Genomic DNA, 15,613 nt, shown 5'->3' on the forward strand with positions numbered 1-15,613 from the left:
AGAGATAAACTATGAATAATCTGTGTGTAGCCCATCGTGGATTCTCATCACTTGCACCTGAGAACACGATGGCAGCATTTAATATGGCAATGGAAAGACCGGAAGTTCAATGGATGGAGCTGGATGTGCAGTTGTCGCGAGATGGTGTGCCAGTTGTCATTCATGACTTTACGCTGGAGCGCACCACCAATGGCAAAGGAAGAGTCAAGGACACGGATTGGGTTGCCCTGAAACTGCTGGATGCAGGATCGTGGAAGGGCAACAATTACAAAGGCGAGCGTATTCCTTCACTTAGTGAGGTTTTGGATCGCTGTTGCGGCAAGGTTCGATTAAACATCGAATTGAAGACACAGGGGGATATGTATCCGGGCTTGCCCGCATCGGTCATTTACGAAATTAGAAAAAGACATATGCAGCATGATGTGGTTATTACTTCCTTTGAACCGGCAGCGCTGGTTGAAGTGAAGAAACTTGCCCCGGAATTGCAAACGGGTCTGATTATTGATGCCAAACCGGGTGATCTGCTTGCTGCGTTGCAGCAGATGCATTGTACTTTTCTATCGATCGGCTACACCAATGTAGATAAAGCATTAATGAAACAAATGCATGGGGCAGGCATTCAAGTGATGGCATGGACGGTGGATGATAAGGCTGCGATGAAAAAGCTTGCTGCCATTGATCCTGATGTGATGATCTGCACCAATCGGCCGGATGTGTGGGAAGAGGCCTTTCAGGAGACGAGCAGCCGTTTCTTCAGACCGTAAAGATCTATAAACCAGGATGAATAATCGAAGCAATGAATCCGGCAAAGGTGGTTACAACTCATGTTAACGAATATCTGTAATGTATACTGTGTAGGACGCAATTATAAACTTCATGCCGAGGAGCTTGGCAATGCGGTTCCGGATGAACCGATGATTTTTATGAAGCCTTCCCATGCTGTTGTGCCTCTGAATGGCGAAGCACTGGAGCTGCCAGCTTCCAGGGGGGAGGTTCATTATGAGGCTGAGTTGGTTATTCGAATTGGTCGGAATTATGAGCCGGGAGTGCGTGTAGATGAGCTGGTGGATGCCTATGCCTTCGGGATTGATTTTACGCTGCGTGATGTGCAGACCGTAATCAAGAAAAAGGGTCATCCATGGACTGCGGCCAAAGGATTCAAAAATTCTGCCCCCATCACAGCGTTTCAGACCTTCCCGGGAGCAGAGACGCTGCTTGAGAATGATTTTACGCTCACGAAGAATGGTGTCCAGGTGCAGCGTGGGAACATAAGCAATATGATCTTCTCTCTGCAGAATATCGTAGATTATGTAGGTCATCAATACGGCTTAGGGCCGGGGGATATTATTTTCACAGGTACGCCTGAAGGTGTAGGTGCTGCTGCGGCTGGCGATGTACTTGAACTGGCATGGGGTAGTGAAGTGCTCGGAGCTTGTACAATCAAGGCAGCGGAGTGAATTACGAACATTAACAGATATCCGTTTACCTGTGTAGTTCGCAGTAACACGAATCAGAGTAGATTCATGCTAAGGAGGGGCGCGCCGCGCTCCTTTTTTGTTCTTTGCGCTGCCTTGAATATATCGAACTGTATCGTTTTATTTACATAAAAGTTTGACTAGATATATGCTCTGTTTGCGCTCTCGATGATCAATTCTGCAACTTCCATAGACTGCAGCGCATGCTGTTCGGAACTGATGCTTCCGTTTGCAAGGCGCTCATCCAGTTGTTCCTGAAGCTGCTTAATCTGAATGGCAATAACTCTGTCATAATTACCTCCGCTGTTTTGCGCGATGCTTCGAAGGGATTGACCCTGATACAGTTTGTCAGCAAGTTCTTCTTCTGATGACTGATTAAGTGCACCTAGCAGCTCATCGTCCTCGCTCTCACTGCTGTTGTCCAGATCAACAATGGACCATTTTGGCATAGGTATAGGGGAGATGGCGGATTTCCCCCATGCAGTTCCCGCAAACGACATCGTTACAATCATCGTGCCCACAAACATAACGTGTTTTATATTCATTCTTGTCATCCTCGTTTCTGTTTTTAAGTACGAAGGGAATCGTAGCTTAATCTTGTTGTTTGATCTGAGATTAGTTTAACCGGCGAAGCTGAAGTGAAACTTAAAATGGCATAAATAATTCCTGACAGACAAAAAAAGAATAAATAACTTTTAATTCTTACTTGACAGGTTGGGTTAGTTGGTTATATGATGAACTCAATTATTTTAACACTAATTAAATGAACAATGAAATAAATTTGAATACAGATGCGAGCTGATTGGAACACCAAAGGCTCCCGGGACTACTCCATATGGAATGTCCTCGGGAGCCTTTTTGCGTACTTGCTAACGTTTCGATTGAATAGGAGGATATGGAATGAACGAGGCAGATTGGGATGCATTGGAGAAAACGGATTGGCTCTTTCGCAAAATGGTCAGACGATTCGTCAAGGAGCGGGATCGTATAACGGTGGAAGGCATTAGTCTGCCGGGTATGCTTATCTTGCACAAAATCATTCGTGAAGGAGAACAGCGACTCGGGGACCTGGCCGATCAATTGGACTTCACTTCCGGTGCCATTACTGCACTGACTGACAAGCTTGAGAAAAAGGGATTAACGATCCGCAGACGCAAGGAAGACGATCGCCGTACCGTCCTGCTTGATATAACCGCCAAAGGTAGGGAGATGTATGCCCGAAATAGCAATATCGGTGCCCGATGTATCACGCTTCTGTTTGAGGGATTTACCACTGCGGAACTGGAGCAGCAAAGCCAATTTTATGAGCGGGTGATCGCGAATCTGGAGGGATTCTCAGATACACTGCTGGAGCTTGCCGAGAGTAACACGAGAGATAAGAGAGAGCCGTCCGTGGACAACGACCTTGAACAGAAGCGAAATTCCGGAAAGAACAATTATCTCAGTTATTAAATGCTTGTATCGCAGTTATTAATGCTTGAACGATCGTGAATGAATTTGACAATCCAAGGGAGAGATGAGAACGATGGGACACTCAACCATTTATCCAACGGGAGCAACGCTGTATAATCCGGAAAAAGCCTGGGGTGGCTACACCGTGTATCAGGCTGGAGAAGAAGGCGTTGTATTAATTGATATGAACGGTAAGGAAGTTCACCTCTGGAAAGGACTGCTCGGATTTCCGGCCAAGATTTTCCCTGGAGGTTATGTGCTGGGAAGCACAGGCAGAAGAGATCCAAAGTTCGGTATTCAGGATAATGTGGACCTGGTTCAGGTGGACTGGGATGGCAACATCGTATGGAAATACAATAGCTTCGAACATATTGAAGATCCGGGATACGAACCATTGTGGTATGCCCGCCAGCACCATGATTATCAGCGTGAGGGCAATCCGGTAGGGTATTATGCTCCTGGTCTGGCTCCGAAAACACAGGGTGGCAAGACTCTGATCCTGGCGCATAAAAACGTAAGCAATCCGCAAATTTCGGATAAACCTTTGCTTGATGATGCCATTATTGAAGTGGATTGGGAAGGCAATGTGTTGTGGGAATGGCTTCCAAACGAGCATTTTGAAGAACTCGGCTTTGACGAGGCAGCACGCAATGTATTGTACCGTGACCCGAATACGCGTTCATTTGGTCACCTTGGTGGGGGTGTAGGTGATTGGCTGCATATTAACTCGGCTTCCTATGTTGGCCCCAACCGCTTCTATGAAGCGGGAGACGAGCGTTTTAACCCGGATAACATCATATGGGATGCAAGAGAAGCCAATATTATTGCCATTACGGACAGACAGAGCGGCAAAATTGTTTGGAAACTCGGCCCGGATTATTCCTCTCCTGAAGCGAAGCATATCGGCACCATTATCGGACAGCATCATGCGCATATCATTCCTCAAGGGCTGCCGGGCGAGGGCAATCTGCTGGTGTTTGATAATGGAGGATGGGCAGGCTACGGTCTTCCGAATCCGGCTTCTCCATATGGCTTGAAGCATGCGGTTCGTGATCATTCGCGTGTGCTTGAGATCGACCCGTTGACACTGGAGATTGTGTGGCAATATACCTCTGCCGAAGCTGGCTTTTCCGTTCCAACCGATTCGTATAAATTTTACAGCCCGTATATTAGCTCAGCCCAGCGCTTGCCTAACGGTAACACATTGATCACCGAAGGCTCCAATGGCAGATTGTTTGAAGTTACAGCAGAGCATGAGCTGGTGTGGGAGTATATTTCTCCATACAAAGACGGGCGTAATACCAATATGGTTTACCGTTCGTATCGGGTTCCATATCAATGGGTTCCTCAACTGGAGAAGCCGGAAGAGGTGGCGATCGAAGCCATTGATGTATCGGTCTACAGAGTGCCGGGAGCAGCAGCCAAGGGCTCTGATTCGGTAGTTAATGTAGAGACAACACTGCCTTTTGTTGAGGGTGCAGCTTGCGTGGCGACATCAGATGAAGGAAAACAAGGCAGTTGACAGTAGCCGATAATAAATGGATTGAACGGGGTGTATGTTGTGAAAAAAACAGCCATTTTAAAGGGAGCATTCATGCTGCTCCTCTCCTTAACGATTATAATTTCCGGATGTTCTTCAAACGGAGCAAAGTCCCAAGTGAAAGGCAGCTCCGCAAGTGGTGCCGCCAAGGTAAAGATCCGCATAGCGGATACTAGCACAAACCCGACGTTCAGGGTAGCCGTTGCCAAAGGGTTCTTTGAAAGCCAAGGCATTGATGCAGAGAGCGTCACGTTTGGTTCTCCGGCAGAAGGCGTGAATGCACTGTTTATCAAGCAGGTCGATATTGCCTACGGTGCTGACTTCCCGGTGTTGAACGCTCTGGCCAAAGGCGATTATTCGATCATCGCTTCTGCGGGTCAGACAACGGATGAAGCAGCAGCTGCGTGGAAGCTGTATGCCAGGGAGGAGATCCGGACGGGTGCAGACTTGAAGGGCAAGAGCGTGAGTTTTATTCGAGGCACATTTATTCCGTATCTGTGGGATGAATATTTGAAGGCTCAGGGGCTTACGCTTGGGGATGTGAAGCAGATTGGACAAGGGGCCTTCGATGAGTCCTATATTGCATTGAAGCAAGGAGAACTGGATGCTGCCTGGGTTATCGGCTCTGCATTAACCGACAAGTTCGATAAGCTTGAAGGCGTGCATCAGCTGACAGATATGTCCCAGACTCCAGTAAGGCTTGGCATGGGACTGGTCGCAAGTAATGAGTTCATCAAGGCTAATCCGGACACGATAAAGGGTTTTCTTGTAGCCCTCGATGAAGCTTCAGCATATGCCCAGGCTCATCCTGATGAGGTAGCGGATCTGATGTATAAGGAGACAAAACAACCCAAGGAAGCAACCTTGAAGGATCTTCCCATCAATCCGTGGGTCGTTGGATTTACCCAGGAAGCGTATGGAAGCTTGGCGGGACAGAAGCAATACATGGTGGATAACGGAATCATTGAGCAGGATTTTGATCTCAAAGGCAAGTTAAACCTCGAACCTCTGAAACAGGCATTGCCGGATAAAGTAACCTATACCGAATAACCCAAAACGTACTGGAGGTGTCTCTATGTCCTTACCCGCAGATCGTCACACCATTCATATTGAACAGCTTCGAAAAACCTACAACGCTCCCGCAAATGGAGAAGTGCATTACATTATCAAGGATGTTGATCTGGTGATCAGGGGTGGCGAATTTTTCGTTCTGCTCGGTCCCAGCGGCTGCGGAAAATCAACGTTACTTAACATGATCGCGGGTTTTATCTCCAAGTCGGGCGGGCAGCTTAAAGTAAATAACAAAGAGATCGACAGACCTGGAAGGGATCGTGCGATGGTGTTCCAACAGGCGGATTCCTCGCTTTTTCCATGGCTTACCGTAAGGGAAAACGTTGAATTCGGGCTTCGGATGTCCAAGGTGCCCAAGTCCGAGCGCCGTACGATTTCGGACCGTTACATTCAGCTCGTGGGCTTGGGAGGACATGAAGGGAAGTATCCGAAGGAACTGTCTGGAGGCATGAAGCAGCGGGTTCAACTGGCACGAGTGCTGGCTAATGATTCGGCGATTCTTCTCATGGATGAACCTTTCGGTGCGCTGGATGCCATGACTCGAAGAGTCATGCAGAAGGAGCTGGTGAATATCTGGAGGGAAACGAACAAGACGGTTATATTTGTTACCCATGACATCCAGGAGGCTTTATTGCTCGGTGAACGGATCGGAATCATGTCGGTGGGGCCTTCGTCGAATATAACGGATATTTATCATAACGTTCAGTCTTATCCGAGAAATATTGCTTCGGCTGAATTCAATACCCTATACGATCAGATTCAAAGTCATTTTGAAGAATAACTGAGGTGATCCGGATCATGAAATGGTTGGAGAAAAAATGGGTGTCTGTATCGCTGTTATGGGTTACAGTCATTCTGATATGGCAGGTTGGTGCATTGCTCTATGGGCCGGACGTGATTCCTGGTCCGTGGGATACTGTGCAGGGGGCTCGCGAATTAATTGCTGATGGCACGCTCATGCATTACATCGGGATCAGCTTCTCACGTGTACTGGCCGGATGGGTACTGGGAAGTGTCATTGCCATTCCGGTAGGGCTTCTCATCGGCAAGGTTCACATCATTCGTCTGTTTGCCGAACCCTTTCTTAATTTTATTCGATTTATACCGCCGATTGCTTTCATTACATTATTCCTGGTCTGGTTCGGCATCGGGGAACAGTCCAAGATTGCACTGATCATGTATGCGACATTTTTCATCGTTGTACTGAATACACTGACGGGCGTCTTGTCCATTGAAGAGGATAAGATTCGTTCAGCCCGCAGCATGGGTGCGAATGAGTGGCAGATTTTATTGCATGTTGTTGTCCCTGCTACGACCCCGTACATTTTTACAGGTGTTCGATTGGCGATGGGAACTTCCTATATGGCTATTATCGGCGCAGAGATGATTGCCTCTAATGAAGGCGTGGGTTATCTGATCTGGAATTCACGGCTGTTTTTTCGAACGGACTGGATTTTTGTTGGACTAATCTCCTTGGGATTTATGGGTTTTCTCACGGATCGTTTGTTCAATTGGTTTGGTCGCCGTGTGTTGTATCGTTATGGCGTTATCGGTGGGGACAAGCGAGGCTGACGTTGTACGGATCGAACGACGTAATGTTTAGGGCGTGTCTGAAAACGCTGAAGGAAGCCAATTTTGCCGAATTTTCGTTCCAAGCAAGGAAGTTTCCCGCAGGCGTGCAGTTTTGATCCATTATATTTCATCCATCAGACCTGGTTGGCAGCTTTCTAAGCTGTCGAATCAGGTTTTTGTCATGCCTGCAACGGGAGTTTCGGCATTGGGCTCAAACCGTGGTATAATTGAATTTCAAAAATAACATAAACGTCATGTGGACCATGGATGGTGCCACATGCAGGAGAGATTATGGACTGGATTATCGGCGCGGTATGCGCTTTTATTGTTGCGGGTGCAGCCTACGCGAAGAAGTCGCTAACCCTGTCCGGTTGCTTGGCAGCTGTGTTGATGGGAACGATCTATTACGGGGCAGGCAATCTGTTTTGGTTTGGCACACTGTTGTTGTTTTTCATAACTTCAACCCTGTTGTCGAAGTATCGTAAGGAACGCAAGCAGGAGCTGGAGAAATCGTATGCCAAGACAGGCAATCGGGATGCAGGGCAAGTGTTTGCCAACGGCGGGATGGGCATGCTTTTATGTTTGGGATACTGGATATTTCCACATCCGGCCTGGATCTATGCTTTCATTGGTGTAATGGCAACCGTAACATCCGATACCTGGGCTACCGAACTCGGCAGCCTGAGCCGCAAGCCGCCGCGTTCAGTGGTGAATTGGAAGGTGCTGACCCCGGGCGCTTCCGGTGGTGTGTCGTTACTTGGAACAACAGCGGCGGCAATAGGCGGTGTTTTGATTGGAGCGGGGGCATTTATCTTTTCTTGGGTCGCAGACTTTGAGACGCTGGGATTTTTGAGCTGGATATGTGTTGGTCTTGCAGGTGGACTGGCTGGAGCATTTGCCGATTCCTATCTGGGAGCAACCGTCCAGTTGATGTATCGCTGCACCGAATGCGGTCGTGAAGTTGAGGTCAGTGAACACTGTGGCCACAAGACCGTTCGTGCACGGGGCTGGACGTGGATGAGCAACGATCTGGTCAATGTGCTGAGCTCGGTGATCGGAGGATGTGTGGCGATCGGTTTGGGGAATATTTTGGCGTTGTAGGGAGGGAGTGCAAATGGGCACTGTGCAGGGAGACAAGTCGGAGGCTATATTGGATGCGGCTTATGGTATTTTTGGATCAAAAGGATTTTATGAGACGAAAATGTCCGATATTGCTGATGAAGCCGGCATTGCAAAAGGCACCATTTATTTATATTTCAAGAGCAAGGAACAGCTATTTGTTGCTGTGTCCATGCGGGATTGTAACAGCTTTATAAGTCGATTGGAATACGCATTGCAGGCAAACGACAATACGGGTGACAAGCTTGCCGCCATTGCGAAGACACATCTGACGTATTATTATGAGCGCCGCAATCATACCAAATTATTTTTTATGGCACCGAATAATGATCCGGACCTGATGAAATTTATGAAAGCCTTTATGAATGAATACATGAGCATCGTGCGCAGTGTTCTTGAGAGTGCCGGAGTGCCTGAGCCTGTGCTGCTGGCCGAAGCATATATCGGTATTCTGGACCGTCTGAAAATGGATATTATGCTGAATCCGGAATTTAATGAGACCGATCTGAATAAACGAATTTCGTTTGCAGCGGCGCTGTTTCTGGACGGATGTCGCTCTTTTTTGCAAGTATAAGCAGCTATGGTAGCTCGCGTAATATGCTTAATAATAGAGGATAGAGCATTTCAAACTATAGAGAAGTGTGGGTAACGGGCAATGAACATAATAACAGTAGAACAAATTGCAAAAAGCTATGGCGAGAAAATTTTGTTCAAAGATGCTTCATTTGGGATGGAGGATCAGGATAAAATCGGCGTCGTAGGTGTGAACGGCACCGGGAAATCTACGTTTTTGCGAGTGATTGCAGGTTTGGAGCCGGCAGATGAGGGTCAGATCGCCATCGGGAATGATGTACGTGTGCAGTTTCTGGCCCAGAATCCGGAGTTTAATCCGAATAATACGGTGTTACAGCAGGTGTTTGAAGGTGAAGGCGCCGAGATGAGAACGGTACGGGAATATACAGAAACGATGGAGCTGCTGGAGTTGAATCCGTCAGATACCGAGCTGACTGAGCGACTGATGCGTCTGAATCAACAGATGGAGCAGCTTCAGCTCTGGCAGATGGAGAGTGAAGCCAAAAGCATTTTGTCCAAGCTGGGCATACAGCAGTTCGATGCACTAATGGGCACTTTATCAGGTGGACAGCGGAAACGGGTTGCTTTGGCGGCAGCGTTAATTCACCCTTGCGAGCTGCTCATTCTGGACGAGCCGACGAACCATATTGATAATGATTCTGTCGTGTGGCTGGAGCAGTATCTGCAGAAGCGGCGCGGCGCATTGCTTATGATTACGCATGATCGCTATTTCCTCGATCGGGTAGCCAATGTCATGCTGGAGCTTGATCATGGACGTTTGTTCCGATATGAGGCGAACTATACACGTTTTCTGGAGTTGAAGGCTGAACGGGAAGAACGAGAGGCTGCTTCAGAACAGAAACGTCAAAATTTGCTGCGTACCGAGCTTGCCTGGATTCGCCGGGGAGCCAAGGCACGCACGACGAAACAGAAGGCGCGGATTGATCGTTTTGAACAGTTGAAAGACCAGCAGGGGGTTCAGCGTTCCGGTTCGCTTGAGGTGTCTGTAGGTTCGACACGTCTGGGCAAAAAAATACTGGAGATCGAGCATCTCTCCAAGTCTGCCGGTGACCGCAAGCTGATTGAAGATCTGAGCTACATTGCCGTGCCGGGTGATCGTGTAGGCATTGTTGGTCCGAATGGCAGCGGTAAATCTACCCTGCTGCAGATGATTTCGGGCAGATTGCAGCCGGATGCCGGAGAGGTTGTGCTTGGACCAACCGTCAATCTGGGTTACTTCACGCAGGAGCATCAGGAAATGGACGAGACGATGCGTGTCATTGAATATATCAAGGAAGTGGCCGAAAATATTAAAACTGCTGACGGATCGCTTATTACAGCTTCCCAGATGCTTGAGCGCTTTTTATTCAGTCCAACCGCCCAATGGACGCCAATAGCCCGCTTGTCCGGGGGAGAGAAACGGCGGCTCTACCTTCTTCGAATTCTGATGGCGGCTCCGAATGTACTGCTGCTGGATGAGCCAACGAATGATCTGGATATTCAGACGCTTGCGGTGCTGGAAGACTATCTGGATGATTTCCCGGGGGTTGTGTTTGTCGTATCGCATGATCGCTATTTCCTGGATCGTACGGTAGATAAAGTACTTGCGTTCGAAGGCGATGGAGCCATCCGTGTACATGTCGGTGATTACAGCGAATATGCGGAATGGATGCTGAAAAATGCGCCAGTCAATCAGCAGAGTGGTGCTGGAACTGCTGCCAAAAAACAGGCGAGTGAAAAAACGTCCGAGGCCGCTGCTCCTTCCTCCTCTGTGTCGGCAAAGCCTAAACTGAAATTCAGTTTTAAGGAGCAGCGTGAATTTGATCAGATTGATGAGAACATTGAGAAGGCTGAAGCGAATCTTGCCCGGATTAACCAGGAGATGGAAGCGGCCTTTAGTGATTCTGCTCGTTTGCAGGAGTTAATGGCCGAACAGGCAGATGCCGAGCGTCATCTGGATGAATTGATGGAGCGCTGGACTGTACTGAATGAGATCGCTGAGCAGATTGAACAGAATAAATCTTAAAGTTGATTGATATATGCAAATCCTACATTGCCTTTCTTCAGAATGCGGCCCCATGCTGATCTGAAGGAGGGCGTTTTTGGCTTGAATGTCCAATGCGAATTAGATATCTAAGATAAAAAGATGAAACGTTACCTATGTTTATTACGTTTTATTAGTAAACAATTCCATAGAAGGGAGAGATCGTGAAGTTGATTAATAATGAAATCAATGAACAACTCGCCACACTGAGGGAAAAAGGAAGAATCTATGAAAAATGGGCAAAACGGCTTCGTAAGCTCCAAGAGGGAGAAGCAGTGGGAAGCCAAGGTGGAACACTGTACCGTAGCATTTCAGAAGGAACAGAAGGATGTTGATCGGCTGAACAGCATGAGCTTGGCCTCATTTTTCTATGATCTGATCGGCAAGAAGACGGAACGTTTGGAGAAAGAAGAGTTGGAACTGCTGGAGAGTAAATCAGCTTATGATACGGCATGCGGGATGCTACAGGATGTACAAGAGCAACGTATTCAAGTGGAGCAGGAGCTTCAAAGGCAATCGAAATATCGGTTCTGGGAGAATGACTATCAGGTTTTATGGGGGGAGAAAGAACAACGTTTGCTTAGTGAGGATGCAGAACTGCAACAATTGGCCGAAGAACGGGAACATCTGGCAAGTGAGTTACAGGAGCTTAACGAAGCTCTCAGAGAAGGGGATTATCTGGTATATGCGCTTGAACGTGCAGAGAAAGCTTTAGATTCAGCAGGAAATTGGGGCATTTATGACATGATGGGTGGAGGTATGATCTCCACACATATCAAGCGTAGTCGTATGGATGATGCGCAAGTGGCTATTATAGATGCGGGCAAGCGCCTGCGTCGTTTTCAGAAAGAGTTGGAAGATGTAGAGATGGCCGTCAGCGCCGATTTAAATTTGGGTGGTTTGCTATCTTTTGCGGACTATTTCTTTGATAATTTCTTTGTAGATTGGATGATTCAGGATAAAATTCGCAGCGCAGAGAAACAGGTCAAACATGGACTTAGCATGGTACGACAGACAATACAGGTTTTACAGCGTGAAATTAAGGATCACGAAGCCCGGCTGCAGACTCAGGAACGTCGATATCGCGAGTATGTGGAACTAGCCTGATTAATGATCATATCTGTATAGCAGCATGCTTCCAATAATAAAGGACACAACTTTCACACGCTGTTCATGCGTTGAGAAAATGTGTCCTTTTTGATAATGAGAGTGGCTAATGAACTCAATGACAAGAAGCAAACAAAATAAAGGGATTGAATTAAGGAGTAAGCTAACTTAATCCTTACTTTGTAGTAATGTATGCGGCAAGAAGACGTGCTGTATTGATTACCGCTTTGGTGTGAGTGCGTTCCATGGAGTGAGAAGCGTGCACACCAGGGCCGATTAAAGCCGCACGAATGTTGTTGCCCCCGCGCAAGGCAGCACTGCCGTCCGAGCCATACTGAGGGTAAATGTCCACGACATAATCCATGCCATCCTGTTTGGCCAGCTCAATGAGGCGGCTTGTCATATCGTAGTCGTAAGGACCGGAAGAGTCTTTGGCACATATGGATACATCGGTTTCTTTGCAGCTGAGATCATCTCCCATAGCTCCCATATCTACAGCAATCAGTTCACTGATATCAGCCGGGATGTAAGCAGCTCCGTGTCCAACTTCTTCGTAGTTTGAGATGAGCAGGGTGACGTTATGTACGGGTTTCCAGCCTTCCCGATGCGCAGATTCGAGAATGCCAAACAGGGCGGCTACGCTGGCTTTATCATCGAGATGACGTGATTTGATATAACCGCTAGGTGTAATGACAGCACGGGCATCAAACGAGATAAAGTCCCCGACACTGATTCCGAGCTTCACAACTTCCTCTTTGGAAGAAACAAGCTCATCAATGCGAACCTCCATATGGTTCTCTGAACGTTCAAACGTGCGAGCATCAGGATAGACATGCACAGAAGGATGCAGGGACAGAATGGTTCCTGTGTACACCTTGCCATCTCGTGTATGAATGGAGCAGTACTCGTTCTCAATGCTGTGCATCGTAAAACCGCCGACAGAGGTCAGTTTCAGCGTACCGTAAGGTGTAATTGAACGTACCATAGCACCAAGTGTGTCTACATGTGCACTAAGGGCGATTGTTTTGGATGAGTCCTGGCCGGGCCAAGTGAGCACAGCACCGCCTTTGTTGTTCAGCTCCCAGGAGACGTTCAGGGACTCTGCTTCCTGGCAGATCATCTCCATGATCTGGCGGGTGTACCCGCTCGGGCTCGGGGTATCAAGTAATTTTTTGAGAAAAGACAGAACGTAGGATTCATTAATGGTAAAGCTCATGTGATCTTCCTCCTTAATTATGCCGCTTGCCATTATGGCTTCAGTAATGAAATGGCTTCAGTAAAAGAATACAGCCTGACTGGAAAGGGAATGCTTGCTTGTCCATTCCTTAATCGCCAGCAGGCTGTTTCTGATTTTACAATGTCCCTGGAGAATTTCCTTTATGCTGACTGCCAATGGAATCATTGTGCAGCTGGTCATCAGGCTCAGGTTCATTAGAATGAAGAGAATCGATGCTGTCGTACGAAACAGGTACAGCAGTGCTGGATGCGGAAGCTTCCAGTTCAGTAATGCGCAATTTCAGGCGTTTGTTTTCGCGCTGCAATCGGTATTGACGGTAGATTCCGTAAGAGCCGACGATTATTCCACCAATTAGCGTACAGCCTAGAATGAGTAGAATCAACGGCACACTAACGGTATTAAACAGCAGGTTAACTTGTACGGAATCGACATTAATGACTGCGAAGATGCCTGTCAGCAGTGCAAAAACAAGACCCGCGATAAGTGCCCATTGCATTTTCATGATGCTTCCTCCTTGTTGGACGTATGCGAACTAGAATGCATTACCCTTTTTGAAGGGCCCTGCATCTTGCTTGATTATAAAATCCCTTGCCCGTCTGGACAAGGGATATAGATTACAGGGGAACATATCCTTATTTGGTTAATTGCTCCATCTGCTCGATTAAATCTTTAAATACACTCATAGCTTCACGTATCGGCTGAGGTGTAGACATATCGACTCCGGCTTTTTTCAAAATATTGATGGAGTAATCACTGCCGCCGCTTTTCAGGAAGCCAAGATAGCGATCCACGGCTGGCTGACCTTCCTCCAGAATTTGCTTGGAGAAGCTGGTTGCTGCCGAGAAGCCTGTAGCGTATTTATATACATAGAAGCTGTTATAGAAGTGGGGAATACGAGCCCATTCCATCTCGATATCTTTGTCAACAACCATGTTTTTGCCATGATACTGCACATTCAAGTCATAATAAATTTCAGATAGCAGTTGTGGCGTAAGGGCTTCGCCCTGTTCGGCACGCTCATGAATGATTTTCTCGAACTCGGCAAACATCGTTTGACGGAATACGGTGGTGCGGAACTGATCCGCATAATACGTAAGCAGGTACAGTTTTTCCTTCGGATCTGTAGACTTGTTCAGCATATAGTCCATAAGCAAGGCTTCATTGGTGGTCGAAGCAACCTCGGCCAGGAAAATAGTATACTGTGCATCTCGATATGAAAGTGCTGTATCCGAATAATGTGAATGCAACGCATGACCCATCTCATGGGCGAGTGTGAACATGCTGTTCAGATTATCCTTATGGTTAAGCAAAACATACGGGTGAGTGCCGTAAGCGCCCCAGGCGTATGCGCCAGAGCGTTTGTTTTCATTTTCATATACGTCGATCCAGCGGTTGTCATAACCAGACTGAAGTGCTTCTGCATAATCTTTGCCAAGTGGTGCCAATCCTTCTTTTACCGTCTGCTTGGCTTCTTCGTACGTGATGTCCATTTTGTATTCATCCACAAGTGGAGCGAACAGGTCATACATATGCAGTTGATCTACGCCAAGCAATTTTTTTCGAAGATCCATGTAGCGGTGCAGCAAAGGAAGGCTTTCATGAATCGTATCCACCAGATTGTTATACACATCAGTCGGAATGTTGTCACCATACAGGTTCATTTCCATGACGGATGGATATTTCCGAACATTGGCATAGAACATATTTTTCGTTACATTGGCATTCAGCGCTGCTGCAATCGTATTTTTTTGTTTGGCGTATGTCTCGTAAACTGCCTTGAAGGCACGCTCGCGAACCTCGCGATTAGGATTTTCCAGAAATTGAATGTAGCTGCCATGAGTCAGTTCAACCTCGTTGCCATTCTCATCCTTGATTCGTGGGAACTTGAGATCGGCATTGTTCAGCATGCCAAAAATCGTTTGGGGAGCCTGGGACAAATTGCCGACCTGTGCGAGCAGTGCTTCTTCTGCTTGGCTTAATACATGGGCCTTCTCGCGTTTCATCTCTTCCAGTGTGAAGGTATAAGCGGCGAGTTTTTCATTTTTAATAAAAGCGTCCAGTTCTGCATCTGGCAAAGACAGAATTTCAGGTGTAACAAAAGAGAGTGCTTCACCTACGTTTACACCCAGCTTTTGTGCTTTTTGGGACAGGCTTTGATATGTAGGGTTAGCTGTGTCTTCATCCTGATGCATACGAGCATATACGAAAAGTCGTTCAAGCTTGAGACCGATTTCGTCTTCAAATTCGAAGCAGGCTTTAAGTGTGTCAGGCTGATTCAGTTTACCTTGGAATTCGGAGGCTTTTTTCATCATAGAAGATACTTCTTCATATTCCTGATCCCAAGCCTTCTGATCGGCAAATAAATCTTCCAGTTTCCATGTATGCTCGGCTGGCACTTCGGAACGTTTCAATAGTTTACTCAT

At 47.2% G+C, this 15,613-nt stretch carries 15 protein-coding genes; 11 read left to right on the forward strand and 4 right to left on the reverse strand.

Translation table 11 applies throughout. The annotated features are described in order from the left end of the window. The first annotated feature begins 11 nt into the window (after positions 1 to 11). Both HNR77_RS00935 and HNR77_RS00940 read left to right on the forward strand, forming a co-directional pair. Positions 12 to 764, forward strand: coding sequence for a glycerophosphodiester phosphodiesterase (locus HNR77_RS00935; protein WP_184179837.1), 753 nt, complete (start codon positions 12 to 14; stop codon positions 762 to 764). A 60-nt stretch (positions 765 to 824) separates the two neighbouring features. Next, complete coding sequence (locus HNR77_RS00940; RefSeq protein WP_184179840.1) at positions 825 to 1,457, forward strand: fumarylacetoacetate hydrolase family protein; 633 nt, start codon at positions 825 to 827, stop codon at positions 1,455 to 1,457. A 158-nt stretch (positions 1,458 to 1,615) separates the two neighbouring features. Here HNR77_RS00940 and HNR77_RS00945 read toward each other — a convergent pair whose 3' ends face one another. Then, positions 1,616 to 2,020, reverse strand: a complete 405-nt coding sequence (locus tag HNR77_RS00945; RefSeq protein ID WP_184179843.1) for a hypothetical protein — start codon at positions 2,018 to 2,020, stop codon at positions 1,616 to 1,618. Positions 2,021 to 2,375: 355 nt separating this feature from the next. Here HNR77_RS00945 and HNR77_RS00950 point away from each other — a divergent pair, with 355 nt between their 5' ends. The 9 genes from HNR77_RS00950 (at position 2,376) to HNR77_RS00990 (ending at position 11,953) form a co-directional block, all read left to right on the forward strand. Further along, entirely contained in the window at positions 2,376 to 2,927 is a 552-nt protein-coding gene (locus HNR77_RS00950; protein ID WP_184179846.1) for a MarR family winged helix-turn-helix transcriptional regulator, read from the forward strand. A gap of 73 nt (positions 2,928 to 3,000) precedes the next feature. Beyond that, positions 3,001 to 4,449 carry an aryl-sulfate sulfotransferase gene (locus HNR77_RS00955; protein ID WP_184179849.1) on the forward strand — a complete coding sequence of 483 codons (1,449 nt, stop codon included), beginning with the start codon at positions 3,001 to 3,003 and terminating at the stop codon, positions 4,447 to 4,449. A gap of 72 nt (positions 4,450 to 4,521) precedes the next feature. Then, positions 4,522 to 5,517, forward strand: coding sequence for an ABC transporter substrate-binding protein (locus tag HNR77_RS00960; RefSeq protein ID WP_184180433.1), 996 nt, complete (start codon positions 4,522 to 4,524; stop codon positions 5,515 to 5,517). A 25-nt stretch (positions 5,518 to 5,542) separates the two neighbouring features. Next, positions 5,543 to 6,319, forward strand: a complete 777-nt coding sequence (locus HNR77_RS00965; RefSeq protein WP_184179852.1) for an ABC transporter ATP-binding protein — start codon at positions 5,543 to 5,545, stop codon at positions 6,317 to 6,319. A 17-nt stretch (positions 6,320 to 6,336) separates the two neighbouring features. Further along, complete coding sequence (locus HNR77_RS00970; RefSeq protein ID WP_184179855.1) at positions 6,337 to 7,110, forward strand: ABC transporter permease; 774 nt, start codon at positions 6,337 to 6,339, stop codon at positions 7,108 to 7,110. Between the two features lie 291 nt (positions 7,111 to 7,401). Beyond that, the gene (locus tag HNR77_RS00975; RefSeq protein WP_184180435.1) at positions 7,402 to 8,211 is read left to right on the forward strand and encodes a DUF92 domain-containing protein; all 810 of its coding nucleotides are present in this window, start codon (positions 7,402 to 7,404) and stop codon (positions 8,209 to 8,211) included. A gap of 13 nt (positions 8,212 to 8,224) precedes the next feature. Further along, positions 8,225 to 8,803, forward strand: coding sequence for a TetR/AcrR family transcriptional regulator (locus HNR77_RS00980; RefSeq protein ID WP_184179858.1), 579 nt, complete (start codon positions 8,225 to 8,227; stop codon positions 8,801 to 8,803). A gap of 81 nt (positions 8,804 to 8,884) precedes the next feature. Then, a complete protein-coding gene (locus HNR77_RS00985) occupies positions 8,885 to 10,828 on the forward strand; it encodes an ABC-F family ATP-binding cassette domain-containing protein (RefSeq protein WP_184179861.1) in 1,944 nt (647 codons plus the stop codon). Positions 10,829 to 11,074: 246 nt separating this feature from the next. After that, positions 11,075 to 11,953, forward strand: a complete 879-nt coding sequence (locus tag HNR77_RS00990) for a hypothetical protein (RefSeq protein ID WP_184179864.1) — start codon at positions 11,075 to 11,077, stop codon at positions 11,951 to 11,953. 175 nt (positions 11,954 to 12,128) lie between these two features. Here the strand turns inward: HNR77_RS00990 and HNR77_RS00995 are convergent, their stop codons facing one another. From HNR77_RS00995 to pepF, 3 genes are all read right to left on the reverse strand, one after another. Beyond that, entirely contained in the window at positions 12,129 to 13,169 is a 1,041-nt protein-coding gene (locus tag HNR77_RS00995) for a M42 family metallopeptidase (protein ID WP_184179867.1), read from the reverse strand. A gap of 136 nt (positions 13,170 to 13,305) precedes the next feature. After that, a complete protein-coding gene (locus tag HNR77_RS01000; RefSeq protein WP_184179870.1) occupies positions 13,306 to 13,692 on the reverse strand; it encodes a LapA family protein in 387 nt (128 codons plus the stop codon). Between the two features lie 130 nt (positions 13,693 to 13,822). Next, positions 13,823 to 15,613, reverse strand: a complete 1,791-nt coding sequence (gene pepF / locus HNR77_RS01005; RefSeq protein WP_111272742.1) for an oligoendopeptidase F — start codon at positions 15,611 to 15,613, stop codon at positions 13,823 to 13,825.

This window comes from Paenibacillus sp. JGP012, from assembly GCF_014203995.1.
GTDB lineage: Bacteria > Bacillota > Bacilli > Paenibacillales > Paenibacillaceae > Paenibacillus > Paenibacillus silvae.

Coding starts and splice junctions, on each gene's coding strand:
- HNR77_RS00940 (WP_184179840.1), top strand. CDS start 825: ATGTTAACGAATATCTGTAATGTATACTGTGTAGGACGCAATTATAAA.
- HNR77_RS00980 (WP_184179858.1), top strand. CDS start 8,225: ATGGGCACTGTGCAGGGAGACAAGTCGGAGGCTATATTGGATGCGGCT.
- pepF (WP_111272742.1), bottom strand. CDS start 15,613: ATGAGTAAACTATTGAAACGTTCCGAAGTGCCAGCCGAGCATACATGG.
- HNR77_RS00995 (WP_184179867.1), bottom strand. CDS start 13,169: ATGAGCTTTACCATTAATGAATCCTACGTTCTGTCTTTTCTCAAAAAA.
- HNR77_RS00945 (WP_184179843.1), bottom strand. CDS start 2,020: ATGAATATAAAACACGTTATGTTTGTGGGCACGATGATTGTAACGATG.
- HNR77_RS00975 (WP_184180435.1), top strand. CDS start 7,402: ATGGACTGGATTATCGGCGCGGTATGCGCTTTTATTGTTGCGGGTGCA.
- HNR77_RS00965 (WP_184179852.1), top strand. CDS start 5,543: ATGTCCTTACCCGCAGATCGTCACACCATTCATATTGAACAGCTTCGA.
- HNR77_RS00955 (WP_184179849.1), top strand. CDS start 3,001: ATGGGACACTCAACCATTTATCCAACGGGAGCAACGCTGTATAATCCG.
- HNR77_RS00935 (WP_184179837.1), top strand. CDS start 12: ATGAATAATCTGTGTGTAGCCCATCGTGGATTCTCATCACTTGCACCT.
- HNR77_RS00950 (WP_184179846.1), top strand. CDS start 2,376: ATGAACGAGGCAGATTGGGATGCATTGGAGAAAACGGATTGGCTCTTT.
- HNR77_RS00970 (WP_184179855.1), top strand. CDS start 6,337: ATGAAATGGTTGGAGAAAAAATGGGTGTCTGTATCGCTGTTATGGGTT.
- HNR77_RS01000 (WP_184179870.1), bottom strand. CDS start 13,692: ATGAAAATGCAATGGGCACTTATCGCGGGTCTTGTTTTTGCACTGCTG.
- HNR77_RS00985 (WP_184179861.1), top strand. CDS start 8,885: ATGAACATAATAACAGTAGAACAAATTGCAAAAAGCTATGGCGAGAAA.
- HNR77_RS00960 (WP_184180433.1), top strand. CDS start 4,522: ATGCTGCTCCTCTCCTTAACGATTATAATTTCCGGATGTTCTTCAAAC.
- HNR77_RS00990 (WP_184179864.1), top strand. CDS start 11,075: ATGAAAAATGGGCAAAACGGCTTCGTAAGCTCCAAGAGGGAGAAGCAG.